Annotated in this window: 23 protein-coding genes; 10 read left to right on the plus strand and 13 right to left on the minus strand. The window is 64.8% G+C overall.

Annotation, left to right across the window (positions count from 1 at the left end; all coding sequences use genetic code 11):
* Nucleotides 1–6 precede the first annotated feature (6 nt).
* Genes OVA06_RS13095 through OVA06_RS13115 form a run of 5 tightly spaced genes read left to right on the plus strand, consistent with a single transcriptional unit; the run spans nucleotide 7 to nucleotide 9,888 of the window.
* A complete protein-coding gene (locus tag OVA06_RS13095; RefSeq protein ID WP_268158838.1) occupies nucleotides 7–2,535 on the plus strand; it encodes a sigma-70 family RNA polymerase sigma factor in 2,529 nt (842 codons plus the stop codon).
* A complete protein-coding gene (locus OVA06_RS13100) occupies nucleotides 2,535–3,122 on the plus strand; it encodes a hypothetical protein (protein WP_268158840.1) in 588 nt (195 codons plus the stop codon). The genes OVA06_RS13095 and OVA06_RS13100 overlap by 1 nt, the downstream gene beginning before the upstream one ends.
* A complete protein-coding gene (locus tag OVA06_RS13105; protein WP_268158842.1) occupies nucleotides 3,122–3,706 on the plus strand; it encodes a hypothetical protein in 585 nt (194 codons plus the stop codon). The genes OVA06_RS13100 and OVA06_RS13105 overlap by 1 nt, the downstream gene beginning before the upstream one ends.
* Nucleotides 3,707–3,763: 57 nt before the next feature.
* Nucleotides 3,764–6,601, plus strand: a complete 2,838-nt coding sequence (locus OVA06_RS13110) for a PD-(D/E)XK nuclease family protein (RefSeq protein ID WP_268158844.1) — start codon at nucleotides 3,764–3,766, stop codon at nucleotides 6,599–6,601.
* Nucleotides 6,598–9,888, plus strand: coding sequence for a UvrD-helicase domain-containing protein (locus OVA06_RS13115; RefSeq protein ID WP_268158846.1), 3,291 nt, complete (start codon nucleotides 6,598–6,600; stop codon nucleotides 9,886–9,888). Before OVA06_RS13110 ends, OVA06_RS13115 begins: the two co-directional genes overlap by 4 nt.
* A gap of 14 nt (nucleotides 9,889–9,902) precedes the next feature.
* Here the strand turns inward: OVA06_RS13115 and OVA06_RS13120 are convergent, their stop codons facing one another.
* Complete coding sequence (locus OVA06_RS13120; protein WP_268158848.1) at nucleotides 9,903–10,070, minus strand: hypothetical protein; 168 nt, start codon at nucleotides 10,068–10,070, stop codon at nucleotides 9,903–9,905.
* Between the two features lie 173 nt (nucleotides 10,071–10,243).
* On the opposite strand from OVA06_RS13120, the gene OVA06_RS13125 reads away from it, so the two are divergent.
* Entirely contained in the window at nucleotides 10,244–10,888 is a 645-nt protein-coding gene (locus OVA06_RS13125) for a hypothetical protein (RefSeq protein ID WP_268158850.1), read from the plus strand.
* Nucleotides 10,889–10,913: 25 nt separating this feature from the next.
* Here OVA06_RS13125 and OVA06_RS13130 read toward each other — a convergent pair whose 3' ends face one another.
* The 4 genes from OVA06_RS13130 to hisC all read right to left on the minus strand — a co-directional run bounded on the left by OVA06_RS13130 (nucleotide 10,914) and on the right by hisC (nucleotide 14,228).
* A complete protein-coding gene (locus OVA06_RS13130) occupies nucleotides 10,914–11,267 on the minus strand; it encodes a type II toxin-antitoxin system HicB family antitoxin (protein ID WP_268158852.1) in 354 nt (117 codons plus the stop codon).
* Complete coding sequence (locus OVA06_RS13135; protein ID WP_268158854.1) at nucleotides 11,268–11,525, minus strand: toxin HicA; 258 nt, start codon at nucleotides 11,523–11,525, stop codon at nucleotides 11,268–11,270.
* A 149-nt stretch (nucleotides 11,526–11,674) separates the two neighbouring features.
* Nucleotides 11,675–13,087, minus strand: coding sequence for an amino acid permease (locus tag OVA06_RS13140; protein WP_268158856.1), 1,413 nt, complete (start codon nucleotides 13,085–13,087; stop codon nucleotides 11,675–11,677).
* A gap of 43 nt (nucleotides 13,088–13,130) precedes the next feature.
* On the minus strand, nucleotides 13,131–14,228 hold the full coding sequence (gene hisC, locus OVA06_RS13145) for a histidinol-phosphate transaminase (RefSeq protein WP_268158858.1): 1,098 nt from the start codon (nucleotides 14,226–14,228) through the stop codon (nucleotides 13,131–13,133).
* 93 nt (nucleotides 14,229–14,321) lie between these two features.
* On the opposite strand from hisC, the gene OVA06_RS13150 reads away from it, so the two are divergent.
* The 3 genes from OVA06_RS13150 to OVA06_RS13160 all read left to right on the plus strand — a co-directional run bounded on the left by OVA06_RS13150 (nucleotide 14,322) and on the right by OVA06_RS13160 (nucleotide 17,428).
* A complete protein-coding gene (locus tag OVA06_RS13150) occupies nucleotides 14,322–14,825 on the plus strand; it encodes an Lrp/AsnC family transcriptional regulator (RefSeq protein ID WP_268158860.1) in 504 nt (167 codons plus the stop codon).
* 118 nt (nucleotides 14,826–14,943) lie between these two features.
* Nucleotides 14,944–16,602, plus strand: a complete 1,659-nt coding sequence (locus tag OVA06_RS13155; RefSeq protein WP_268158862.1) for a thiamine pyrophosphate-binding protein — start codon at nucleotides 14,944–14,946, stop codon at nucleotides 16,600–16,602.
* Nucleotides 16,603–16,936: 334 nt separating this feature from the next.
* Nucleotides 16,937–17,428, plus strand: a complete 492-nt coding sequence (locus OVA06_RS13160) for a hypothetical protein (RefSeq protein WP_268158864.1) — start codon at nucleotides 16,937–16,939, stop codon at nucleotides 17,426–17,428.
* 228 nt (nucleotides 17,429–17,656) lie between these two features.
* On the opposite strand, the gene OVA06_RS13165 is transcribed toward OVA06_RS13160, so the two are convergent.
* From OVA06_RS13165 to OVA06_RS13185, 4 genes are all read right to left on the minus strand, one after another.
* Nucleotides 17,657–17,773, minus strand: a complete 117-nt coding sequence (locus OVA06_RS13165) for a mycothiol transferase (protein WP_268158866.1) — start codon at nucleotides 17,771–17,773, stop codon at nucleotides 17,657–17,659.
* Nucleotides 17,757–18,137 carry a mycothiol transferase gene (locus OVA06_RS13170; RefSeq protein WP_268158868.1) on the minus strand — a complete coding sequence of 127 codons (381 nt, stop codon included), beginning with the start codon at nucleotides 18,135–18,137 and terminating at the stop codon, nucleotides 17,757–17,759. Before OVA06_RS13170 ends, OVA06_RS13165 begins: the two co-directional genes overlap by 17 nt.
* 172 nt (nucleotides 18,138–18,309) lie before the next feature.
* A complete protein-coding gene (locus OVA06_RS13180) occupies nucleotides 18,310–18,801 on the minus strand; it encodes an SRPBCC family protein (RefSeq protein WP_268158870.1) in 492 nt (163 codons plus the stop codon).
* Nucleotides 18,798–19,148: an ArsR/SmtB family transcription factor gene (locus OVA06_RS13185; RefSeq protein WP_268158872.1), complete on the minus strand. Its 351-nt coding sequence runs from the start codon at nucleotides 19,146–19,148 to the stop codon at nucleotides 18,798–18,800. The genes OVA06_RS13180 and OVA06_RS13185 overlap by 4 nt, the downstream gene beginning before the upstream one ends.
* A gap of 131 nt (nucleotides 19,149–19,279) precedes the next feature.
* Between OVA06_RS13185 and OVA06_RS13190 the strand changes: the two genes are divergently transcribed.
* Nucleotides 19,280–20,209, plus strand: coding sequence for an NADP-dependent oxidoreductase (locus tag OVA06_RS13190; RefSeq protein ID WP_268158874.1), 930 nt, complete (start codon nucleotides 19,280–19,282; stop codon nucleotides 20,207–20,209).
* A 127-nt stretch (nucleotides 20,210–20,336) separates the two neighbouring features.
* Here the strand turns inward: OVA06_RS13190 and OVA06_RS13195 are convergent, their stop codons facing one another.
* The 4 genes from OVA06_RS13195 to OVA06_RS13210 all read right to left on the minus strand — a co-directional run bounded on the left by OVA06_RS13195 (nucleotide 20,337) and on the right by OVA06_RS13210 (nucleotide 24,356).
* The gene (locus OVA06_RS13195) at nucleotides 20,337–21,842 is read right to left on the minus strand and encodes an MFS transporter (RefSeq protein WP_268158876.1); all 1,506 of its coding nucleotides are present in this window, start codon (nucleotides 21,840–21,842) and stop codon (nucleotides 20,337–20,339) included.
* Between the two features lie 292 nt (nucleotides 21,843–22,134).
* A complete protein-coding gene (locus OVA06_RS13200; RefSeq protein ID WP_261621174.1) occupies nucleotides 22,135–22,404 on the minus strand; it encodes a hypothetical protein in 270 nt (89 codons plus the stop codon).
* Between the two features lie 276 nt (nucleotides 22,405–22,680).
* Nucleotides 22,681–23,001, minus strand: coding sequence for a GYD domain-containing protein (locus tag OVA06_RS13205; RefSeq protein WP_268158878.1), 321 nt, complete (start codon nucleotides 22,999–23,001; stop codon nucleotides 22,681–22,683).
* A gap of 74 nt (nucleotides 23,002–23,075) precedes the next feature.
* Nucleotides 23,076–24,356 carry a serine hydrolase gene (locus OVA06_RS13210; RefSeq protein ID WP_268158880.1) on the minus strand — a complete coding sequence of 427 codons (1,281 nt, stop codon included), beginning with the start codon at nucleotides 24,354–24,356 and terminating at the stop codon, nucleotides 23,076–23,078.
* Nucleotides 24,357–24,964: the final 608 nt, after the last annotated feature.

Below are 24,964 nucleotides of genomic sequence, written 5' to 3' on the forward strand. Positions count from 1 at the left end.
GATGAAATGCCAGAACTAGCCGACGCCGGGTCCCACCCGGTCGCGACGCTTCCGCGGGTGCCCGTCCAGGCTCCGCCCGCGTCGGTGCCTGCCTCCTACGACTACGCCTTCCTGTATCCGTGGCAGCAGGAGGCACTGAAGGCCTGGCACTCGAATGCGCGCCGCGGCGTGGTGGAGGCCGTGACCGGTTCCGGCAAGACGCGCGTTGGGATCGCCGCCGCTTTCGAAGCAGTGCGGCAGGGCATCAAAGTCCTGATCCTGGTGCCAACGGCCGAGCTGCAGCGCCAATGGCTGGTGTCCCTGCGCCGGGACCTGCCCGCCGCTCGGCGTGGTGCCCTTGGCGACGGCCGGGCCGATTCCCTCGACGACGTCGATATCCTCGTGGCCATCGTTCACTCCGCGTCCAACCGGGAGACGCTCCGCTCGCACAAGGCCGGACTGATCATCGCTGACGAGTGCCACCGCTATGCGGCACCCATGTTCACCGGCGCCCTCCAGGAAGGGTACGCCTGGCGGCTTGGGCTCACCGCCACGTTCGAAAGGGCGGACGGTGAGCACGAGAACCTCCTGACGCCCTACTTCGGCGGCGTCATCTACAACCTCTGGTACGACCGGGCGCTGAAGGACCAGGTCATTGCGCCGTTCGACATCGCTTTGGTTGGCGTTGATTTGACGCCTTCCGAGCAGGCGGACTACGACGAGTTTTCCGCCACGATGGTAGAGGCGGCCCGGAACCTGGAGACGTGCGCCGGCATCCCGCGGCGGCCCTTCCCCCAGTTCATCACTGCCGTGGCCGCGCTGGCCGCTTCGGATTCGCCCGGCCGGGAAGCAACCATCGCGCGCAGGTACATGCGGGCAATGTCCTCGCGGCTCACCCTGCTGGCGGAAGCCAAGACGAAGTACCTGGCACTTGCAGCACTGAAGGAAACGGTTGATGAGTCCCGCGGGACCTTGGTTTTTACACAGACCCAGGAGTCAGCCCGGCGGGCGCAGGAGCTGTATACGTCCCTCGGTTCGACGGCGTCGGCGGTTTTCAGCGGAATGGCCAGGGATGACCGCCGGCAGGGCCTGGAGGATTTCCGAACTGGCGCATCGCAGATTCTGGCCGCGCCGAGGCTCCTCGATGAAGGTATCGATGTCCCGGAGGCCGACCTCGGGATCATCGTTGCTGCCAACCGCAGCCAGCGGCAGATGGTGCAGCGGCTTGGCCGTGTCATTCGCAAGAAGGCCGATGGACGGCCCGGCCGTCTGGTTGTCCTCTACTCCAAGGGCACGGTAGAGGATCCAGACGTCCAAGGCGAGGAGTTCCTAGGCAAGGTGCTGCCGTTCGCCCGCAACGTTGAGTTCTTCGACATCAAGACGGACTTGGACGGGTTGCAGGAGTTCCTCTGCCCGGCCGAGCCTGAAGAGGTCACAGAGCCCGAGGCTGGCGGGACAACAGCGGGCACACCCGGGAACGGCGCTGGCCCGGAGGGCGGCAGTGCGCTCGAACCGGTGGTGGAGCCTTCTGTGGAGGAGGAGAGCGCACCGACGTCGTTTGATCTTGACGGCTCGGGCTGGCTGGAGGAACTCCAGGGGCTCGAGGGCTTTAGTGACGACGGGGTTTCGGACTACCTGCAGCGGGCCGGCCGCGCGGATCTGCTGACCGCCGAGCAGGAAGTGGAGCTCGCCAAGGACATCGAGGCCGGCCTTTACGCTGCGCAGCTGTTGGCAGACGGCACCGCACGTGGCCGCAAAGAATCCCGGGAACTCCGCACTATTGCCTTGCTCGGCGAACGCGCCGCGGACGTCCTGCTCGAGGCGAACCTCCGGCTGGTCATTTCCATCGCCAAGAAGTACATGTATCAGGGCATGGACCTGCTGGACCTGATCCAGGAGGGAAACATCGGCCTCCACCGGGCAGTCTGCAAGTTCGACTACACCTTGGGTAACAAGTTCTCAACGTACGCCACTTGGTGGATCCGACAGGCTGTCACCCGAGCCCTCGCCGACCAGGCCCGGGTCATTCGACTCCCGGTCCATATGGTGGAGCAGATCAATAAGGTGAAGACCATCCAACGCGATGCGTTCCGGAAGGGCCTCGAACACAGCCTTGAGGAACTCGGCAAGCTCACTGATCAGTCGGCTGAAAAAGTGGAGCACCTTCTGTCACTGGACCAACCCGTGCGTTCGCTGGACTACCTTGTGCCGGACGGCAGGGGCGGCCTGGAGCCGTTGGCGGACCAGCTCCTCGATCCCTGGCACGTTGATGTTCTCGACCAAATCGCCAAGGAACAGCTCAAGGCCCAAGTACACGCCGTTTTGGACACGCTGACGGAACGGGAAGCCGGCGTTATCGCGATGCGCTTCGGTATCGACGACGGCGAGGAGAAGACGCTGGATGCCATCGGCAAGGTCTACGGTGTCACCCGTGAGCGCATCCGCCAGATCGAATCGAAGACAATGGCGCTGCTCCGCGAACCCGAACGATGCCAGTCCCTCCAGGAGTGGAACTTCGCCTGCGGCAACAGGGCCAGCAGCACCGAGGAAGCCTGATGCCGGAGCCAAGAAAATCGCCATGGCCGGCCAAAAGTGCGCCGCCAGTTGATAACTACGAGGAGTTCATTAGCCGTCTCGATGCCGCGAGCGCCAAACTCATCGTGCGGCGCGACTCGCTGAACAAGACCATTGAGATCCTGACGCTGCTGTTAACGCAGAACAACACCGGTCTCCAGCTCTGGAAACAGCGGCTTCACGTATGCGAGGAGCTGCTGGCAAACGCCGCCGAAAAGCCTGCACGGAGAGCCGCCCTGACAGAGCTCCACGAGGTTGCGCTCAAGATGGAGCCCCTGTTCAGGAACCGGGCACAACGGATCACTGTGCGATTAGCCGCCGTCCAGACGCGCTGCGAGGAAATCAACAGCTCCCTCAAAGGGCTGGAGAAAAGCAGGATCAAGCTCACGTCGTCCCGGATGCTCTCGAAGGAGCGCGAGAACCTCAGCAGGGCGATCGGCGAACTGAGCGGGACTGCGGACGCAACTGCCGTGGTAAACCCGGACCCGGGCCTGCGCAGCGATATCCAGGACGCCCGGCACGCCATCATCCTGGCGGAGGCCCTACTCGAAGCGAAACGAGAGAAATGATGCCAAATCACCATCTGGAGCGGCGCGTCATCAGCAGCTTTACCTCCAAACAGTGGAGTGGCCAGCCAGCTGAGGACTACGGAAACCTGTTCGTTGGGTTGGCCGTGATCGGCGCCGTGCTGTGTCTGGTCCTGATGATTTTCGTGCCGGGCCTCAGGAATGGCGGAGCATTCACTCTCTTTACCGCTGCCTTTTCCATCGTCTTCACGGTGGTCTTAATCAGGGGGAAAACTGCTGCCGAACGCAAATTCCTGGAAGACCTGACGGCAAAGGTCAACGACATAATCGCGGGACTGACAGGAAATATTGCCCAAGGGTTGTCGGCCCAGCAATTCAGGGCTCTGATCGAAAACGGCGAGCCCATCCCTCTGCTAGTCAACGGTGTTCCCGGGCTCGAGCTAAGCGTAGTCAGGGAGCAACCGCCGGCGCAGGTGCGGGATCCCGCGGTGAAACGTGTGGACAACGTCGTCAGGACAACACGCGTCGTCATCACAGTGACCCCGCCCGACTATGGAATAACGAGTTTTGACCATTTGCTTGCCGCCGTAGAGGCTGGCGGGGACAGCGATGATGAAGTTCCGTAGCAGTTTTGTCAGTGCCGGTTGCTATGTTTTGTGGGATGTCAGAATGAGGGGGACAGCATGACCAGCACTATTTATGCTTCGGTGGGCGATGCTCTGGCCGAACTTGCAATAATAATCAGTCGCATTCAGGCCAAGGATCCGCTCGCTCCTGTCACCGTCCTGGTCCCGTCCCACGCTTCCGGGAGGGACGTGGCCCATTTCCTAGGCAGGACCCTCAACGCTGGTGCTGGAAGTGCGGGCATCAAAGCACTCACGCTGAAAGACCTGGCCGGCGACCTCATCGCCGACGAGCCCGCCATCAACGGGAGACGTCCACTTCTGCCGGTACTCCGGCTGGGAGCAGTAACAAGGGTCCTGACCGACGATCCCGGGCTCTTCAAGGATGTCGCTGACCAGCCCGCCACCGCCCGCGCCATAGCCAAGACAGCCGAACTCCTGGACGCCGTACCGAACACGGCCGGTCCCGCGGTCCCCGGCCTCATGCAAGAGGTGCTTCGAATCCATGATGCGGCCAAGCAGTCGCTCGGATCAAAGTGGTACACCGATCATGAGGCCTTTGCCCTCGCGGGCGGCAAGCTTGGAACCAGTACGGTGATGCGGCGCCTCGGCACCGTCATCGGTTTTATGCTGGGCACCGAAAACCGACCCGCAGAGGCCGCCTTCAGAGGGCGCCTCGAAGAGACGGGGATGCAGCACATCAGGGCGTCCGGGTCCCTGGAGGGCGGCACCACCATTAGGACGGCTTCCGATGCCGATGACGAAGTCCGGGCCGTCGTCCGGCTCGCCGTCGAGAAGCTGGCAGGAGGCACTCCGGGCCACCGCATCGGGATATTCCACTCCGCCGCCCAGCCGTACGCCGCCCTGTTGACGCAGCGGCTTAGCCAAGCCGGAGTCACCTTCGTCGGTCCGGCATCCCACCGGCTCACGGACTCTCCGCTCGCCCGTGGCCTGCTTCAGCTACTGAAACTTGACCCGCAGCTTCCGGACACGCGAGCCATCCTGAACATCCATGCCGAAGGCACCTTGTTCTGGCAGGAACAGAAACTGCCTAGCAGCGCCGTGTGCGAAAGGCTTTACGCCAATCCACCGGCCGAAGAGGACACCAGGGTGAAAGACTCCGCCAGGCATGCCTTTCACCTTGAAGACTTCGGGATACTCCGCTCCTTTGTCGCAGCCCTTGCCTTGCGGATTGGTCGAATCCATACGGCAGCAACGTGGAGAGAGGTGTCAGAGGAGCTTGTCCTGCTTCTCGACGGCTTTATGGGCCCGAGAACAGCCACCGAACGGCCGGAAAAGACCGCTGCCCGGGAAGCCTTGACCGTCGCCGCCTCGGAGCTCAGGCACCTGGACCTCGTCGGTCCGGCACCCCGCCCCTCGCTCATCCAAAGTGCCATGGAGGACGCCATCACCGCAATAGGCGGCTGGACCGGGAAAAGCGGCACCGGCGTCGTCATCGGCAGCTATGCCGACGCCGTGGCAAGGGACCTGGACGTCCTGTTCCTTCTCGGCGCGGCGGAAGGCCTGGCGCCGGCAAGAATCCGGGAGGACCCGCTCCTTCCGGACAGCGTGCGGACCTTGATGGGTGGCGGACTCCCGAGTGTGGAGCAGCGTGCGGAAGCCACCAAAGAACAGTTCTTTGCTGCCCTCGCTGCCGGGTCCGAGCGGACCATCACATCCCCGCGTGGCGATTTGCGCGGATCCGGCAGTTACCAGATGTCCCGGTGGATCACCGCCAGGCCCAGGCACGAGAACGAACTGCAGTCATTTGCCCACGGCATCGAGAACAGCGCCCCCACCGTGGCTGCGCTTCCTCCGACAGCCCAGGAATGGCGGCTGCGCCGCATCCTCACTGCCGAGGAGCGCACGGCGGCGCTTCGCGACGATACTGCGCTGCAGCGCGCATTGGCTGCTGCCCGTGACCGGCGCGATGGCATCTTCTCCAGGTTCAACGGCAACCTCGGCGCCCATGCCGGGGCCATCGTTGACCCCGAAAAAGCGCTGTCCCCCACGCGCCTCGAAGACTGGGTGACCAGCCCGTTCAGCTACTTCCTGAAGCACGTCCTGAAGGTGAACATCCTGGAGGACGCCGCACTGGAGGTGCAGATTTCGCCGCAGGAGCGGGGCACCCTTGTCCATCAGATATTGGAGGACTATGTCCGCAGCATCACCAAGGACGGCCTTCCGCCGTCGTCGGACCGCCTCATGGAGCTGGCAGAGGCGGCCTTTGCGCAATTCGCCAACCCGGCCTGGCTCAGCCACGTCTGGGAGCGCAACCAGGCCATGATCCGCCAGGATCTGGCGCGGGTGCTGGAAGATGACAACGAGCGGTTCGCGGACGGCTGGAGCTACCTCGCGGAAGAGGCAAGCTTCGGTCCGGAGGACACGGACAGCTATCCGCCGGTTGAGCTGGCCCTTGAGGACGGCACCGTGATCCGGTTCCGGGGGAAGGTGGACCGGATCGACGGCCATAACGACGGCAGGGTCCGGGTCATCGACTACAAGACCGGCAAGGTAAACGACAAATACAAGGCCCTGGGGAAACATCCAACCGCGGAAGGCACCCGCTACCAGCTGCCCGTCTACGGCCTGTTCGCGCAAAGCCTCCGAACCTCTGCCTCCCCTGTAGCAGCGGAATACTGGTTCATCTCGAAGGCCGGCAACTTCGAGAAGATCGGCTACACCGTGACGGACGAAGTCATGGAACGACTCCGCACGGACGCGGCCCTCATCATTTCGGCACTGCGGAACGGGGTCTTCCCCCCACGGCCCGAGTCCGATCGCTATGTCAACTTCACCACGATGATGGGAGCCCCGGAGCTCGGCCAGCAGTGGCTGAAGCTTCAAAACGCACCCGAAATTCAGCCCTATGCCCAGCTCCTGAAGGCGGAGAAATGACATCCGAAGTCCTGGACCTTGCAGACCAGATTGACCGCACGCTCATCGAGAAGGACCTCCAAGCAAACATCTTCGTCGAAGCCGGCGCCGGCAGCGGCAAGACGCATGAACTCGTCGAGCGCATCTGCGCCATGGTCGACGCCGGCGTGGAACTAAGGAGCGTGGCAGCCATCACCTTTACGGAAAAGGCGGCGGGTGAGCTCCGGGAACGGGTCCGGGAGCAGCTGGAGGACGCCAGCCCTAAAGACCTGCGCCGGCGGGCCCTCGACCAGCTGGACACCGCGCCCATCGGCACCATCCACTCCTTCGCTGCCCGCATCATCAGCGAACATCCCATCGAGGCCGGCGTCCCTCCCCTAATCACCGTGGTGGATGAGCTGCGGTCCCGGATCGCCTTTACCCGCCGCTGGGAGGCTGCGCGGCAAAAACTCTTCACCGACCCGTCCATCGACGACGCCCTCCGCATCCTCCTCGCGGTGGGCGTTTCCCTGGACCACCTCCAGAACGTGGCGTCTGACCTGGACTCGAACTGGGACCGGCTGGAAAGCCACCCTCCGCAGCGGCGCCACATCCCGGCCGTGCAGCTGGGCCCGCTTCTGCGCCAGACCTCCGAGGTCCTCGCGCATGCTGAACACTGCACAGATCCGGCAGACAAGCTGCTCACCGCCTTCGAACACATCAAGAGCTGGCACGGCCGGCTCGCCGAGGCCGAAACCGGCGAACTGGGCCTGGTCCTGGAGCTACTGCATGCTGTCCCCACGAAGGGCTTCGGCGGCGGCCAAAAGGGCAACTGGTCCGTCAACGTCGCGGACGTGCGGAGCTCCTGCAAGGATCTGGCTGATCAAGCCACCGCCCTGCGCAACAGCTTCGTCCAGCCCGCCGTCGAGACCGTCACGGCCGCCATGGCTGAGGTTCTTCTAGAGGCTGCACGTGAACGGCAGCACAGCGGCGAGCTTGAGTATCACGACCTCCTGATCCATGCCCGGGACCTCCTGGTCGGCGAGAACAATCATGCCGTCCATGCGGCCCTCCACAATCGTTACCGCTGCATCATGCTGGACGAGTTCCAGGACACCGACCCCGTCCAGGCGGAACTTGCCAGCCGGATTGCGGCGGACGAGGTCTGTGGGCCCGAGGGCTGGGAACAGCTGAGCGTCCCGCCGGGCCGGCTGTTCACCGTCGGGGACCCGAAGCAGTCCATCTACCGCTTCCGCCGGGCCGACATCGCCACCTACCTCGCGGCCCAGCAGCGCTTCTCTAACGATTCCTCTTCGAGCATCGCCTCGCTCCAGACCAACTTTCGCTCAACCGGAATGCTCCTCGACTGGATCAACGGCACCTTCGGCCACCTGATCGTGCCGAGCGGCACCATCCAGCCCGAATACCGCCCGCTGACACCCGATCCCCAGCGCCCTGACTGGAACAACGAACACGGCCCCGCTGTGGCGGTCATTGGCCGGGCCGGCGCCCAGGCCGGCGAATCGGGAAAGGTCACAGCTGACGCCATGCGCCGGCAGGAAGCGGCCGACGTCGCGGCAGCTATCAGGATCGCAACCGGCACGGCAGGGCTGCCGGGCTGGCAAAAGCAAAGCAAACGGAAAGGGGAATTCCGGCTTTCACCCATCGAACTGAAGGACATCTGTATCCTGATCCCCACCCGGACGGCCCTTGCCGCCCTCGAAGACGCGCTGGACGACGCCGACATCGAGTACCGGGCCGAGGCGTCATCGCTGGTCTACTCCACCCAGGAAGTCACCGATCTGCTGCTCGCTATGCGCGCAATCTCCAACACAGCGGATGAAGCCGCGCTGGTGCTGTCCCTGCGGTCGGCGATGTTCGGCTGCGGCGACGATGAACTGTTCGAGTGGAAGCAGGCGGGAGGCCGTTGGAACATCTTCTCGAAGGTGCCGGAGACGCTCAAGGACTCCCCCGTGGCCCACTCCCTGCAGTACCTTGCGGCCTTGTGCCGCGACATCGACGTGCTGACGCCGGCCGAGATCATGGAACGCATTGTCACCGACCGGCGAATGCTGGAGGCAGCTATTGACGCCCCTCGCTACCGGGACGTATGGCGCCGGCTCCGCTTCGTCGTCGACCAGGCCCGTGCCTGGACCGAGGCCACCCACGGCAGCCTGCGGGACTACCTCGTCTGGGCTGCCGCGCAGCAGGAGGAGAACTCCCGGGTCAAGGAAGCCGTAGTGCCGGAGACCGATGTCCAGGCTGTGCGGATCATGACCATCCATGCTTCTAAGGGCCTGGAATTCCCCATGGTGATCCTGGCAGGCACGGGCTCCGGCCCGAACAACCAAAAAGCTGCAGCCCTCTGGGACCAGGATTCCCAAGTGCAGGTGCACTTCATCCGCGACATCCGGTCGGCGGGTTACGGTGCCGCGGAGGAAGTGGAGGACCTGTTCGGCGAGGCAGAGCGGATCCGGCTGCTTTACGTTGCGTGCACACGCGCGGAAAGCCACCTCGTCGTATCGCACTACGTAAACGCCAGAAACAGCCTCGGCCAGTTCCTGAGAGACGCAGACACTGCCTCGGTGCCGGACCTCGACATTCCGGAGGACATGCCGGTACAGGCGAGAGCGCCCCATGAGGTCCTGCCCGTCGAAGCGTTCGACGCGTGGCAGCAGCGCCGCACGGCGTGGCAGACGAACTCCGCCATCCCATCCTCCACGTCCGTAACCGCGACAGCCAAGGGAACCGCGGACCTGGCCAGCCTTGAATCCGATGGTGCGCCGCGCTTTGTGAATATCGACGAAGACGGCGCACTGCCGCCCTTCGCAGCCCCGGGCGGAGAACACGGCCCGGAGTTCGGAACAGCACTGCACCGGCTGCTGGAGGTCAGCGACCTGCGGGAAGCCGCGGACTTTGATGAGCTGGCAGAAAGGATCGCCGATGCAGCAGGCCTCGGGGATCCGGCGGGCCTCGCGGAAAGGGCCCGTTCTGCCCTCAGGAGCGCGCCCGTCCGGCGCGCCGCGGAACGGGACCACTGGCTCGAGCTGCCGGTCGTCACATCTACGGACGGCGTGACCCTCGAGGGCATCATCGACCTGATGTACCGCGAGGACAATGGCACGCTGGTCATCGCCGACTTCAAAACCGACATCAGTGTTCCACAGGAGCGGTTGGGCTCATACTGGCGGCAGCTCAGCACATACGCCGGAATGGTGGAACGCATCACCGGCCAGACGGTCAGTGAGCTCGTCCTGATCTTCTGCCGGGCCGGAGACGCCGAAATCCGCCGTCAGGTACCGCACAGCAAGGCGGTTGCCGGGTCATAGAGTGTGGACGCCCATTACCCCCAACGGTGCCGGCACTCGGGATTCTGGCATGCCCACTTCGGCACACCCATTTCGGCTTTGCCGGTGTCGGGATAGATCCTGAGTTCCTCCATCATGACGCAGCCGGCGAACTCTGCCTTTGGAAACTGCTCCCGGGTGTCGGGCATGATCATGCCGTACATGACGCGCCAGGCTTCATGCCCGCACACGGGGCACTTCCTTGTCGCAGTTTTTCGTTTGGGGTTTCCGTTCTCTGCCATCTGAGAAACGTAGCCTCGGCGGCAGACATTATGCCGACTTACAAAAAGTTCTAGGGCCCGACATCGCCACAAAGGAAACAGGAGCAGCAACTCACGTGACCACCCCTGAACCGCGAATAGCGGTGTTACCAGACGCGCCTGAAACGAGGCTACTGGTAGCACTAACCAGTCATGCCTCCGACCTTTCGGAAGCCGCGCATACCCTGAGTAATGCTTTCGAGGCCGGTGAAGGTTCCGAGCTATGGCTCCCGCTGACTTCGCACGCGGTCACGGCTTACATCCGCCCGTTCATCGATTCGAACGTTCGCACACGCCTCGACGAGATGCCGGAGATCCCGGCGTTGCCGCCTACCCTAGCTGGGGTGCACGAGACGATACGGAAGTATCGAAACACCACCGTCGCGCACTCACAGTCAGAATTGACCCTGCCGCTACCCGTTGCCTTCCTCGACGCCGAGGGACGCGGAGTCAAGGTCAGGGGAATTTCGATCATTCATCCGATGCCTTTGGCAATTGCCGAGAGCTTCTCGGACCTGATCTCAGTAATGCAGGACATCGTGGACGATGCGACACAGCCAGTCCTGGAAAGCCTACGCGTCTGGTTGAAGGGCCAGGCCCCGGAAGCCATCAAAGGTTGGGACCATCCGACGTTTATCCACGCAACCGACTCGGACTTCAGCGCTGCCACTAGAAGAACGCCGGCGCCTCGGTTTACCGCTTATTGGCACGTGGAGCCCTGACCAACGACGGCACACAACCAGCCGTTTAGGCCGTCAGCCGCTCCGTTGCGTACTTGTTGAGGGGCATCCCGTGATTGGCAGCCTCGATAGCCAGCTTGCGGTGAAGCTCTGGGGGTACTCGAAGGTTGAGCCTGCCACTAAAGGTTTGGCCTGCAATTGGCTGGGGCACTGGCTCGCCTGAGCGGGTAAGTTCGTCGATAACGTCGGACACCAGGCGTTCAATGCCCCGGAGCGCTTCGAACTGGTCCTCATCCAGCCAGGAGAGGGACGGGAACTCTAGAACTGTGGCCACAAATTCTTGGTCCTCCGGCGACCACTGGACCGAGTAGCGGTAGTGCGCCACCTGGGACGGCGCGGCAGCTGCTTTACGGGTTGACATCTACTTCTCCTTGCTCCGATCGATGGCGGCAATGGCTTGCTTCACCTGGTACGGCTTCGCCTTGCCATTCTTGTTCTGCAGATTGATCCTCGGATCCCCCGCCCAAGGCATCTTGAATATTGCGTTGTGACTTCCGGAACCTGACCTCGGTTCGCCGAAGTAGTGTGTACAAAGTTTGAGCATTTCACCGTAGGAGACGTTCTCAGGTGAGTTTCTAGCTTGCTTTTCGATCTCATCGAGGCTCGCCATATGAACCATGGTGCCAGTTTTGGCACCATTTCTCAAGACAGCAGGGCCCCTTGCACCCTCGGGACACTGCTCCGGCACATATGGCAAAGGCGCGCCCAGCAAAAGCCGGACGCGCCCTCCTATGCAACGAACCAATAAGGTAGTTCACAACGCCAAATTCAGTCGATGAGCGCCGGCTGCTTGGCATCCTCGGAAGCTTCAACAACCGGCGAAACGTTCCGGTTCCGGTGATGCATCCAGTTCGCCACCGCCAGGAGCGCCACGAGCCCGAACGTGCTCAGCAACTGCGGACGGGAATCCTCGCCGATGAAGCCCACCGTGAAGATCGCCGCGAGGATAAGCAGGCCAAAGCACGTGAGCCACGGGAAGCCGGGCATCCGCAGGGGAAGCTCCGTTCCCTCGCGGTCGGCGCGGAGGCGCAGGGCAAGCTGGGCCAGGAGCGCGGACGTCCAGACCAGCAGGCAGGTCGAACCCACGATGTTCAGCAGGACCGGAAGCACCTTCTCGGGGAAGGCCAGCTCCAGCACCACCGTGAAGACGCCGAAGGCCACGCTGGCCAGAACGGCCACCACCGGGACCCGCGCCTTGGAAACCGCAGCGAGCCACCGCGGAGCCTCACCGCGCTCGGCCAGGGAGAATGCCATCCGGGAAGCACCGTAAAGGTTGGCGTTGAGCGCGGACAGCAGTGCGGCGACGGCCACCAACGTGATGGCGGTGGCCGCACCGGGCATGCCGGCGGCGTCCAGCACCGCGGCGAACGGGCTCTTGAGCCCCGCCGAACCGACGGGAACCACGGCGGCGATGACGAAGATCGCGCCGATGTAGAACACCAGGATGCGCCACAGCACCGTGCGGACTGCCTTCTTCACACTGCGGGCCGGCTCGGCGGTCTCGGCTGCCGCGACGGACACGATCTCGGTGCCGCCGAACGCGAACGCCACCACAAACAGCGCCGTCGCAATCCCGCCGAACCCATTGACCGCGAAGCCCTCCCCCGTGAAGTTGGAGAGGCCCGGTGACTGCACGCCCGGAATCAGGCCAAACAGCAAGGCGAAGCCCACCAGCAGGAACCCGACGATCGCCGCCACCTTGAGGAGGGCGAACCAGAACTCGAACTCACCGAAGTTCTTCACGCTGGTCAGGTTCACGGCGGTCAGCACCACAATGAACACGAAGGCCATCAGCCACACCGGGAGGGCCGGGAAGATGGTGGCCAGCAGGCCCGCCGCACCCAGCGCTTCCGCGGCGATGACCACCACCAGCTGGATCCACCACAGCCAGCCGACGGTGGCGCCGGCCACCGGCCCGTAGGCCTTGGCGGTATAGACGGAGAAGGCGCCGCTGTCCGGGTTGGCCGCGGCCATCTCGCCGAGTGCCCACATCACCAGGATGATCAGGGTGCCGGCCACGAGGTAGGAGATCAGCACCGCCGGGCCGGCGGCCTGGATGCCGGCACCGGAGCCGATGAACAGGCCCGCGCCGATGGCGCTGCCCAGTCCCATCATGGTGAGCTGCCGGGGTTTGAGGGCTGCGCCGAGTGGGCGGGCAGACGTCTTTGTCTGTTGTTCCATGGGATTCCTCTTAGTTGTAGGTGGAACTGTCGGGGATAAAGCTTCAGGCCGTGTGGGTTGCCAGGAGCCGGAGCACGCGGTTGTTGGAGGCGGGGTCGGCAACGGTGATCCGCACGCCGTCGCCCTGGTACGCCCGGACCATAATGCCGGCGGTATTGAACGCGTCCACCAGCGTCGCCAGCAGCTGCTCGTTGGCGCGGATCCACAGGAAGTTGCCCTGGCTTGGCTGGAGCGTCCAACCGTGGGCCTCCAGCTCCGCGGCTATCCGGGCGCGCTCCAGCTTCACCGCCGCAACCCGCGCTGCCATCTCCTCCCCCGCGTCCAGCGACGCGATGGCCGCCTTCTGGGCCAACGCGCTGACGGCGAAGGGCAGGGCGGTGCGGTGCAGTCCTTCGGCGATTGCCTGCGTCGCAATTGCATAACCCACGCGAAGGCCGGCGAGCCCGTAGGCCTTGGAGAAGGTGCGCAGGATGCAGACGTTCGGGTACCGGCGGTAGAGGGCCAGGGAATCGGGGCCGCTGCCGGCGTCGGCGTATTCCACGTAGGCCTCGTCGATCACCACCAGGACGCTGGACGGCACGGCCTGCAGGAAGGCCTCGATGCGTTCGTGGCCGATCGGGACGCCGGTGGGATTGTTGGGTGTGCACAGCAGGATCACCTTGGTGCGGTCGGTGACGGCGGCGGCCATGGCGTCGAGGTCGTGGCCCTCAGCATCGTCCAGCGGGAGGGGGACCGGCCTGGCGCCTGCCAGCTCCACCAGGATGGGGTACGCCTCGAAGGAGCGCCACGCGAAGATCACCTCGTCCCCGGCGTCGCACAGCCCGGTAATGATCTGCTGCAGGACGCCCACGCTGCCGGGCCCCACCGCGATCTCGCCCGCGGTGACGCCCAGGTGCCGGGCGATCCGTTCGCGGAGTTCGACGGCGGCGCTGTCCGGGTAGCGGTTCATGGTGCCGGCCGCGTGGGCCACGGCAGCCACCGCTGCGGGCAGGGGCTCGTAATGGCTTTCGTTGCTGGCGAGGGCGGCGATGTCCGCGCCGGCGCTGCGCCGGCCGGGGACGTAGGACGGAAGGCCGGTCACCGCGCCGCGAAGGGTGGGGAGCGCAGTTTCGGGCACGGCCACAAGCTGATCACTGGTCATGAGGTCCGATCATGGAAGTGACCCGGACCACAATGCAAGATACCCTCAACCCATTGGGACTTCTGCTCAACTTCTAGTACCTCTGGTGAAAATATGACCATCACAAATGCCCGCACCCTCGATACCCTGGACGGCCGGATCATCCTCGCCCTGGACAAGGACCCCGAAGCCAGCGCCCTGGCACTCTCCCGGACCCTCGGCGTCGCGCGCAACACCGTCCACGCCCGGCTGGCACGGCTGGAGCGCAGCGGCGCGCTCCGCTCCTTCAGCCGCAGGTTGGACCCCGCGGCCCTGGGCTACGAACTGATGGCCTTCCTGTCGCTCTCGATCAGCCAGACCCGCACCGGATCGGTGGAGAACGGGCTCGAGGCCATCCCCGAAGTCATCGAGGTGCACGCCACCACCGGCGACGCGGACCTCATGGCCAAGGTGGTGGCCCGGTCCACCGCCGACCTCTACCGCATCACCAACGAGATCCTGGAGATCGACGGGATCCAGCGGACCAGCACGGCCATCTCCATCCTGGAACTCATGCCGCCCCGCTACGACGGCCTCATCAGCCGGCTGTCGGAGCAGGAAGCGCGCCCGTCGGAGTAGCCACAGGTGACGGGTGCCACAGTGGGCAAATTGTCACTAGTCGCTTCTTCTGCTGCCAAAATGCCCAGCTGCATCGAGCGGTATTGCAAAGCTGAGATGCAGGACACACGATGCCTGCATGACTACTCTCACCGTCTCCGGCCGCGTGGCACAGGTTCTCAGCCGCTATGCCAGCGACGTCTTCGGCGTCATGGGCAACGGCAACGTCTACTTCCTGGACGCCGCGGAGCAGCAGGGCCTGCGCTTCACGCCCGTCCGGCACGAGGGCGGCGCCATCGCCGCGGCCGACGCCTACTACCGGGCCTCCGGACGGCTCGCAGTAGGCACCACCACCTATGGGCCCGGCTACACCAACGCGCTCACCGCCCTGGCCGAGGCCGTCCAAGCGCAGATCCCTGTCGTGCTGGTCACCGGGGATGCCCCCACCAGCGGCGCCCGGCCTTGGGACGTGAACCAGGCTGCTATTGCTACGGGCCTCGGCGCGGCCACCTTCACCGTCACCCGCGATGCCGCCGGCGCCGTCACCCGGCAGGCGGTGGAGTACGCACTCACCCGGCGCACCGCCGTCGTGCTTGCCATCCCCTACGACCTCGCGTCCCTCGAAGCCGGAGACGAGGAGCTTCCGGAGCCGCACGCACCGAAAGTGACGGACGACGTCGACGGCGGCCTTGCGCAGGTGGCCCGCCTGCTCGCCGGTGCCAGGCGACCGCTGATCCTGGCCGGCCGGGGTGCGCACCTCGCCGGAGCCGGGCCTGAGCTCCGCGAACTCGCCGACCGGCTCGGCGCACTGACCGCCGGAACCGCCCTGGCGCTCAACCTCCTCAATGGCGAGGGGTACCTGGGCGTTGCCGGCGGTTTCGGCACCGACACCGCGGCCGGGCTCATGGGCGAGGCCGACGTGGTCCTGGTGGCCGGGGCGAGCCTGAGCCCTTTCACCATGCGGTTCGGGCACCTGCTGGGCCCGGACGCCACGGTCATTCAGATCGATACTGCCGTGGAGCCGACGAACCCGCGGGTGGATGTGTTTGTCTCCGCGGACGTGAAGGCTGCAGCTTTGCGGCTGTTGTCACTGCTGGACGGCGAGGCTGCCGTGGCTGGCTGGCGGGCGGAAGCTTCCAAGCGTCTGGATGCGGGACCGGGGCATGAGGCTGGCTCGGTGGAAACCCTCGACGGCCGGCTGGACCCGCGTGCCCTTGCCACGGCGTTGGATGCCGTGCTGCCGGAGCGCCGCACGGTAGTCCAGGACGGCGGTCACTTCATCGGCTGGGCGCCCATGTACTGGAACATCCCGCGGCCGCAGGACCTGGTGATGGTGGGCACCGCGTTCCAGTCGATCGGGCTGGGTCTGGCGAGTGCCGTCGGGGCAGCCCGTGCGGTGGAGGACGGCCGCACCCTGGTGCTAGCCTCCGGCGACGGCGGTTTCCTGATGGGCTTGGCCGACCTCGAATCGCTGATCGGTGCCGCCCGCAGCGCCATCGTGGTGATCTACAACGACGCCGCGTACGGGGCTGAGGTCCACCAGTACGGCTCACAGGGCCTGACCGAGAAACCGATGCTGATCCCCGAGGTGGACTTCAGCGGGGTCGCGCAGGCGCTGGGTGCGGAATCTGCTGTGATCCGGTCACTGTCCGACCTTTCCGCGCTGCAGGACTGGATCGACGCCGGTGCCAACGGAACCTTCGTGGCCGACTGCCGCATCACCTCAAGCGTCCGTGCGCCATGGCTGACCGAGTGGATGAACGCCACCCGGGCAGCGAAGGCTGCGGTGGCGGGGTAGCTGGCGACGACACTCCTCCATTTCAAAGAGCGAGGTCAGGAACACCCCAATAGCCCAGCCGGACAAGGACTGAGAGGCAATTAGGTAGGGTTCCCCTAAATTGCTTAAAAGGGTAGAGAAAATTGGATGCGAATCTTTAGCGACGACAGTGGACCTGCTAATGTGAGCGGCCCGGACTCCTTTTGTGCCGAAGAATTGGCCGCTCGGTTAAGAGCTGCGGTGAGGGCTTAGCCCGTGCCTTGAGACGTTCCTGATTGCCCCGGACAGCTTTCAGTTCACGTCCATGAAATAGCAAAACCCAGTACGCATGACTCTGATTCGATGGAGAACGCAGATGATTCGCAATGCCACTCGTCGGTTGGCACCGCCCACTTTACTCGCCGCTCTGATGCTCATCGTGCCGCAAGCAGCCTCCGCAGCCGATCCCGTCTTCTACCCTGCTTGTCCTGGCTTCGATGTCGCGGTCAGCGGCGTCAGAGGCAACCAAGACGTAAAAGTGACGAGGGAGAAAAACGGTCTTGTGACCACGAAGGCGGGAGGTGATGGATTCATTTTGACCCTCACCAGCAGCAAGGGCACGTCAATAACTGTTCCAACGAACGGCTCCAACACAACTACGACGAAGTTCCCCGGAGGAGCACGAAAAGATGTCCTCACAGGGCAGAATGTGTTTCTCTATTTTTCGGGTGACAACGCCGGTGGCACGACGTCCACGCCGGCAACGGTCTTGTACACGGGAAGGGTAGTTATCACTACTAGCGCCACGGGCGTCAGCACTCTCGAAAGCGCATCTGGTAAACAACAGAACCTCTGCAATTTGTTGTAAGCCTAAGAATATAACCAGATCGCAGTAGCGAATCCTTTGGCTGGGTTGACCTGCCGAAGGATTCGCTGATTTAACAGCCCGACGGACCCTATTTCCGGGGCTTGCTGTGCTTGCAAGGAACTGCTCATCGCGGACGGCGGATTGGCAGGCACGACGAGCGTGGACAAAGGGATCGAGGAGCGCACCAACAACCCCGGACCTAATTACATGGGCGCCCAGGCCCAACCGCTAATTCGCTACGATGTGCTGATGCCCGTCGATGAGCTCCCGGACGATGTCCAGGTGGCCGGCGTGGACGGACGTCTCAGCGAGCACGCGGACCAGGACCTCACGCCCAGTTGCCATCGGTGGTGCGTCGAACACGCTGGCTGGGGGGCCACCAGCGGGGAGGGGCATCCAGATCGACCGCCGCAAGGACCTCGTCACTTCGAGCGATTTCAAGCTTGTAGATGGCAACGGCTTCCGTACCGGTCATCGGTTCGGACGCCCACCCGTCATGCAGTCCGGCAATGGCCCGGTCATCACCGCCGAGAACAGCCGATATCCAGAACATCTCGTCGTCGAATGCCAAGTGGTTGAGCAACTGCGTCATCGTCCAGCCGGACGGGACTAAGGAACGGCGCATCTGGTGGTCCTCGAGGCCGTCGACTGTCCGTAGAACATGCCTGCGCTCACTTCCCAGCTGGGCAAGCAATGGGGCGTCGCTCATGCCGCGTGCTCATATCCGATAGGCCACTGGAGCCCATGGCGGTCAACCACCTGGCCAGCGGACCCAGCCCGCGGCTTTGGCGAAAGTGGATCGAGCACCGACCCGTCAACGGAAAGTCTGTCGAACCACTCATGGAGGAGCGCCGGCTCGGCGATTCCCAGCAGCGAGAGCATCACAGGGCGGAGCTGTCTTTGACCCGGTCGATGGTGGCAGCCCACCCCTCCCGGGCACCGCCCAGCATGAGCTTTTGTACCTCCTCGATGTCCAGATCCTCGGAGAACCGGACCGTGAGGACGAGCTCCGTATCCCTGCCCAGGTCGTTCAACTGCACCGTGACAACAGGGGCAGTCATGTCGTTCCCGCCTCCGAGTTCGGGCCATCCACCCACCGCACCCCAGCGGAAAACGAGCCGTTCGTCAGGAACGATCTCCAGGTAGATTCCACCGGTGGGATAGCTCAGTTCCTCGTTGACGATCATCTGCTGCCTCCACGTCCCCCCAACCCGAAGATCCACTTCAATGGGCTCGGCCGGCATGGGCATGTCAGGGTTATGGAACCATCCAAGGTGCTCAGGATCGGTCCACGCGGTGAACACCGCCTGCCGCGATGCAGATAAAATACGGGTCAGGGTGAAGCTTCGATCTGTTGGGGAGTGGGTCGTCATCTGTCCTCCAGTTCAGTGAGCTTATTGGGTCGAGCGGGATCCATGGCGAGCTGAGCCTCAAGGCGGTCCAGCCGTGGGCCCAGGAAATCGCGGTACGGGCGCATCCATTCCTCCACCTGCTGCAACGGAGCAGTTTCAAGCCGGCAGTTCCTCCATTGGGCAGACCGGGACTTGGTGATCAGCCCCGCCTGCTCGAGCACCTTCAGGTGGCGCGACACGGAGGGCACACTGATGGTGTGCGGAGCGGCCAGTTCGGTCACCGTCGCTTCACCCCACTGCAGTTGCGCCAGCAAGGCACGGCGTGTGGGATCCGCCAGCGCAAGGAAAATCGCACTCAGATTGTCCATTTGCGCTCGAGCCTAATTACGCATCAGCGTAAATACAAGACTTCGATGTCTGGTGGTTCCCGATCTGCTATCTGCGCCACATGTCGGCCGGATCCGGAATACCGGTGCCGGGCCCATTGGTTGTCGCAAACATGAAGGCAATCACTTACAGCGAATACGGCAACCCCGACGTCCTCGAATACGGCGAACAGCCAATGCCGAAGGTGGGGCCCGGCATGGTCCTGGTCAAAGTCAAGGCGGCGGCCGTGAACCCGGTGGACTGGAAAATCATGGCCGGCGGTCTGGACGCCGTGATGGACCTGCAGTTCCCGGCCATCCCCGGCTGGGACGTGGCCGGTGTTGTAGAATCGGTGGGCATCGATTCCCGGCAGTTCCAGCCCGGCGACGAAGTAGTTTCCTACGGACGGAAGGACTACGTCCACGGCGGCAGCTTCGCCGAATACATCGCCCTGCCGGAGCGGCTCCTGGCCCGCAAGCCCGCTTCGCTCGGCTGGAACGAATCGGCCGGCCTGCCGCTGGCTGGCCTCACCGCTTTCCAGGTGCTCCGCCGGCTGGGCCTGAAGGCGGGCGAAACGGTCCTGATCCACGGCGGCTCCGGCGGCGTCGGATCCCTCGGCATCCAGATCGCCGTGGCCCTGGGTGCCAGCGTCATTGCCACCGCGTCGGAGAAGAACCACGACTACCTCCGTTCCCTGGGCGCTGAACCTGTTGCCTACGGGGAAGGGCTTGCAGACCGCGTGCGCGCGCTTCGCCCCGTCGGCGTGGACGTCGTAGCCGACTTCGTGGGCGGAAACCTTGAGGCCACCCTGGCGGTGCTGGCCGACGGCGGCCGGCACGCCTCCATCGCCGACAACGAAGTTGAGCAGCACGGCGGGGACTGGATGTGGGTCAACCCGGTGGGCGCCGACCTGCAGGAACTCGCCGACCTGGTGGACAGCCGGAAGTTCCGGGTGGAGGTCGCCGAGGTCTTCCCGTTGGAGAACGCCGCGGATGCCTTCCGCTCCAACATGGGAGGCCACACGCGCGGCAAGATCGTGGTAGCCGTGGACCAAAAGTCCTAATCCTCCAAAAGACCAGCGAAGGCTCCGCCCCATAGGACGGAGCCTTCGCTGTGTAGAAGCCCTGCCGCCCGCGCGCACACCGCAACCGCCGGCACCCAAGCCAAGCGCCGCCGTCGTACGTCCTTCCCTACATGACCGTGGGCTTCCGGTTGTGCGACGCCCGCGCGGCCGCGAAGCTCTCCTCGAACGGCAGCGAGTCCAGGTCCAGCAGCGGGTTATTGTCCTGCGTCTCCACCAGCGTCCGCGCCTCCTCCTGCGAGTCCACGCTGGGCATGGACCCGGGCAGGTGCCGGCCGGCCGATTCGGGCAGAAAGTAGATGGCCACTGCGGCGATCACGGCCACACCCATGAGGTAGTAGGCGATCGCCATGTCGTCGGCCGTCAGCTCAATGAGGGACGCGATGATGAACGGGGCCGTCCCGCCGAAGATGGCCACCGCCAAGTTGTAGGCGATGCCCATGGCGGAGTAGCGGTGCTCGGTGGGGAACAGCGCCGGCAGCGCCGAGGCGAGGTTGGGCACCGAGAACGCCACCGGGAAGGCAATCAGCGCCAGGCCCAGCAGCGTCATGGGGATGCTGCCCGCCGCGATGGCCAGGAACGCGGGAACCGCGAACACCACGGTGCTGCCGGCCCCGATCCACAGCACCGGACGCCGGCCGATCCTGTCCGAAAGCCGCCCGGTGAACGGAATGCACAGCGCCATGGCCACCAGCACGGGGATGGTCAGCAGCGTGCCCTGGACCTCGTCGTACCCCTTGTTGCTGGTCAGGTAGGTGGGCATGTAGGACGTGAGCGCGTAGGCCACCGTGTTGGCGGCGGCCGCCAGGATCATGGCCAGCAGGATGGGCCGCCAGTGCGCCTTCAGGATCCCCAGCGGGCCCACCGCACGAAGTTCCTCCCCCGTTTCCGGGTGCGTGGCCGCCACCGCTTCGGCCTCCATGGTGGCCTTGAACGCGGCCGATTCCTCGATCTTCATCCGGAAGTAGACGGCCACAGCGCCCAGCGGGCCGGCCACCAGGAACGGCAGCCGCCAGCCCCACGCCTCCATCTGCTCCTGCCCCAGCACCAGCTGCAGGACGGACACCACCAGCCCGCCCACCGCGAACCCGAGGTAGCTGCCCATGTCCAGGAAGCTGACGTAGAAGCCACGCCGCCGGTCCGGGGCGTGCTCGCACACGAACGTGGTGGCCCCCGAGTATTCGCCGCCGGTGGAGAAGCCCTGCACCAGTTTGAGCACCACCAGCAGCACCGCCGCCCAGATGCCCAGCACCGTATAGCCGGGCAGCAGGCCGACGGCGAACGTGGCGGCGGCCATGAGCATCAGCGTCATGGCCAGCACCTTTTGCCGGCCGATCTTGTCCCCCAGCCAGCCGAAGAAGATCCCGCCCACAGGCCGGGCGATGAACGTGGCGCCGAAGGTTCCCAGCAGGAACAGGTTCTGCACCGCCCGGTCCGCCTCGGGCAGGAACACCGGCCCCATGGTGGTGATGAGGTAGCCGAACACGCCCACGTCGTACCACTCCATCGTGTTGCCCACGATGGTGCCGCCGAGCGCTTTCTTGAGCGTGCGCTGGTTCACCACGTTGACGTCGGAAACCTTCAACCGCAGCTGCTGCCCGTTGTGCTCTGCCATCGCCCGCTCACCGCCGCATCGCTCGCCAGCTGGGCACGCGCCGGGCGTTCGTCCGGCTCATCCGTCCCCCAGCAGCCCAACTCCCCCGATCATCCCGCCGCGGGGCGTCGTGTGGCAACCACGAAAATTCTCGTCATCCGGCCGGCGCAACACACCGCACCCGAACCTCGGTGCAGGGCCGGGCCATGCGCGTTTGCCGGGGATGCAAAAAGGAGGCCGACGGCAATACCCAGTATCGCCGTCGGCCTCCTTTTCGCGCCGCATGGTGCCCTGCACCAAAGGCGCTGGAACCCTAGGCCGCCGCAGGAAGCGTGACGTAGCTACCCTCGATGGTTCCGGCGGGAACCGTGGGAGTGCCGCCCACCGTGACATAGCTGCCACGGGTGACGGGACGCAGGAATCGGCTGCCGGCGGCGGTGACGTAGGTGCCCGCCACGGGGGCCGCGGCGCTGCCGGCGGGAAGGGTGACGTAGCTGCCGCCGCGGGGTGCGGTGTCAGCGACGCGATCAGCGGTGGTGCGGGTGGGTTCGGTGGTTGCGGGGCGTTCAGCCAGCAAAGTCATGGGTTCTCCTTGGAGGATCAGGATGGTGGGCCATTCCGGTTCCAAGTACTGCTCAAGCGGGAGGACGCGTTGCGGATTATGGCGATTGCCCTGCCGGCCCGGGAATGTTCACCGGTGCGGTACTCGAGGGCTTCGGTGGCCTATACCCAAGTCTACGGTCTTATTTTGAGCTGCTCAAAATAAAGTGTGGAGACTCACGCCAAGCATCCAGGCACCCAGCGGCGGGCCGCCGTCCTCCATCACGACGGCGGCCGGCGGCCTTGGTGGGTAACCCGCCTACTGCCCGGGCGCCCGGTAGGACGGCGTCTTCTTGGCGGCCTCGTCGAGGTCCTCCACTGTGAGCAGCGGCTTAAGGCGGACGTTGACGTTTCCTGACGAATTGATGAGCAGCGACAACGCTGCGGCACTGGCATCGTCCGGCACTTCGAAAACGCCCAGGACGTCGTAGTAGCCGAACGCGTAGTAGAAGCTTTCCAGTGTTCCGCCCACGGACTTCAGGGCCTTCGTCAGCGCATCGCGCCGGGCGGTCCCGCCCTCCTGCATGAGCCCCTTGATGCCTTGGCCCATATACGTCGCTTCAAAAAGATACTTCGGCATGGTTCTTTCCTTCCTTCGTTGTGTTTCATCTGGCGCTCTTTGACGTAGCGGTGGCAGCGTGCCGGCGTCGGGAATTACCGCCCGCGCCTGGTGAAGGTTCCCAGCCCGGTCCTGTCGTAGAAGTCCAGGGTGACCTGCGGCGACGAGCCCCGGCGCGGCTCCGCAAAGAGTGCGCCGGCCAGGCCGTTGCCGTTCTCGCCGATGCTCTCGAAGCTGAAGGTGTCGCCGTCGAAGTGGGTGAGGGCGAACGTCGTCTGCCTGTCCTCCGGCCCTATCCTCATGGCGAGCCCGCCGCCCTCTTCGAAGACCACCAATGGGCCGTAATACGGATTGTCATACGTGCCGGTGTACCGGCGGGTGGGTCCGGCCGGGGCGGGGTTGGCCGGGACTTTGGTGTAATCGACCTCTGGTTTGTCCGCCTCCTCCTGCTGCCGGAAAATACCGGCGATGAAGGGCAGCCAGTCCACCGTGGGCGTGCCGTTTTGCGCGGTGTCCATGAAGTCCGCGTTGATGGCCTCCGGGATCCCCTGCGGGCGGCCGTTGGTCAGGCACACGATGGCCAGTTGTTCGCCCGGCAGCATGGACACGGCGGTGGCCGCGCCCAGGTTGAAGGCCCCCGAGTGGCCCAGCTGGACGCGGCCCTCATCGTCGTAGGAGACATTCCAGCCCAGCCCGTAAAACCGTGACCGGGCCGCGGGCGCGGACGCCGGCCCGGAGACCGAGTGCGGAACATGGGTGGTTTGCAGGGCAGCAGCGTCGATCACTGGTTCGCCGCCGTAGGTGCCGTTGCCCAGCTGCAGCCGGAGCCACTGGGCCAGGTCCCGCACAGAGGAGCTGGCGCCGCCGGCCGGGGCTTCGGCGTCGGGATCGCGGCGGTACTTCGCCGCCCACTGCCGGTCCCCCACCGGCACATGGAGGACGGCCCGGTCAGCGGCCTTCTCGTAGTCAGCCAGGCGGTAGCTGGACGACGCCATGCCCAGTTTGCGGAACAGTATCCGGTCAGCCAGGTCTTCCCAGGTACTGCCCATGGCCTGGGCCGCCGCCTGCCCGCCCTCGGTGTAGCCGAAATTGCTGTAGTGGTAGCTGGACCGGAACGCGTCCAGGGGCTGCTGGTGGAGGTGGGACAGGATGTAGTCCCGGTCGAAACCGAGGTCCTCCAGCAGGTCACCGGCGCCGGTTTGGAGGCCACTGCGGTGCGAGAGCAGGTCGGCGAAGGTGGCATTGCCGGTCACATAGCCGTCGTTGAGCGCAAAGTTCCTGTTGTACCGGACCACGGGGTCCGTCCAGGCAATGGCCTGCTGCCCCACCACCCCGGCAATCACCGTCGAGGCCAGGGGTTTGGATACCGATGCCACCTGGAACACCGTGTCCGGGGGTTACGCCTCCTGGCTTGCCCACCTCGCGCACGCCGAAGCCCTTCGAGTACAGCACCTCGTCCTGATAGACGACGGCGACAGCCAGCCCCGGAAGCCCTGTCCGGTCCAGCGCGTCCCCGGCAAATCCGTCCAGCCGGGCCAGGGCACGGTCCACCTTGGCCCGGTCCAGCAACGGCGGGACGAAAGCGGGCGGCGCGGGCAGCAGCGCGGACGGCACCGCCGATGCCGGCTGCCGCGGCGGACGTCCGGCGGCCAGGAGCGGCATCCCGGCAACGCCAACCCCGGCTGTCCTCAGGAGCGTGCGGCGGGTGGGAAAAACAGAACCACTGGTCATGGCGAATCCTTGATCCTCAGGCGGTGAGCACTTTCAGAAGGCCCCAGCCGTCCCGCGCCTTAATCGTGGACCCGGTGCCCGGGCCCTGCAAAGGGGTCACCGGCGTCTCGGTGCCCGTTTCCTGCCTATCGCCAACCGGAACCTGGTGCAGTACGTTGGGCGTATACCGTGCGAACCGGGTGCTGCTGGGCGCCGCTCTTCCGGTAACCCAACGCCTGAAGTCCGCCCGCAGCAACGGCGAACAAGCAAAGGC

Source organism: Pseudarthrobacter sp. SL88 (assembly GCF_026672455.1).
GTDB lineage: Bacteria > Actinomycetota > Actinomycetes > Actinomycetales > Micrococcaceae > Arthrobacter.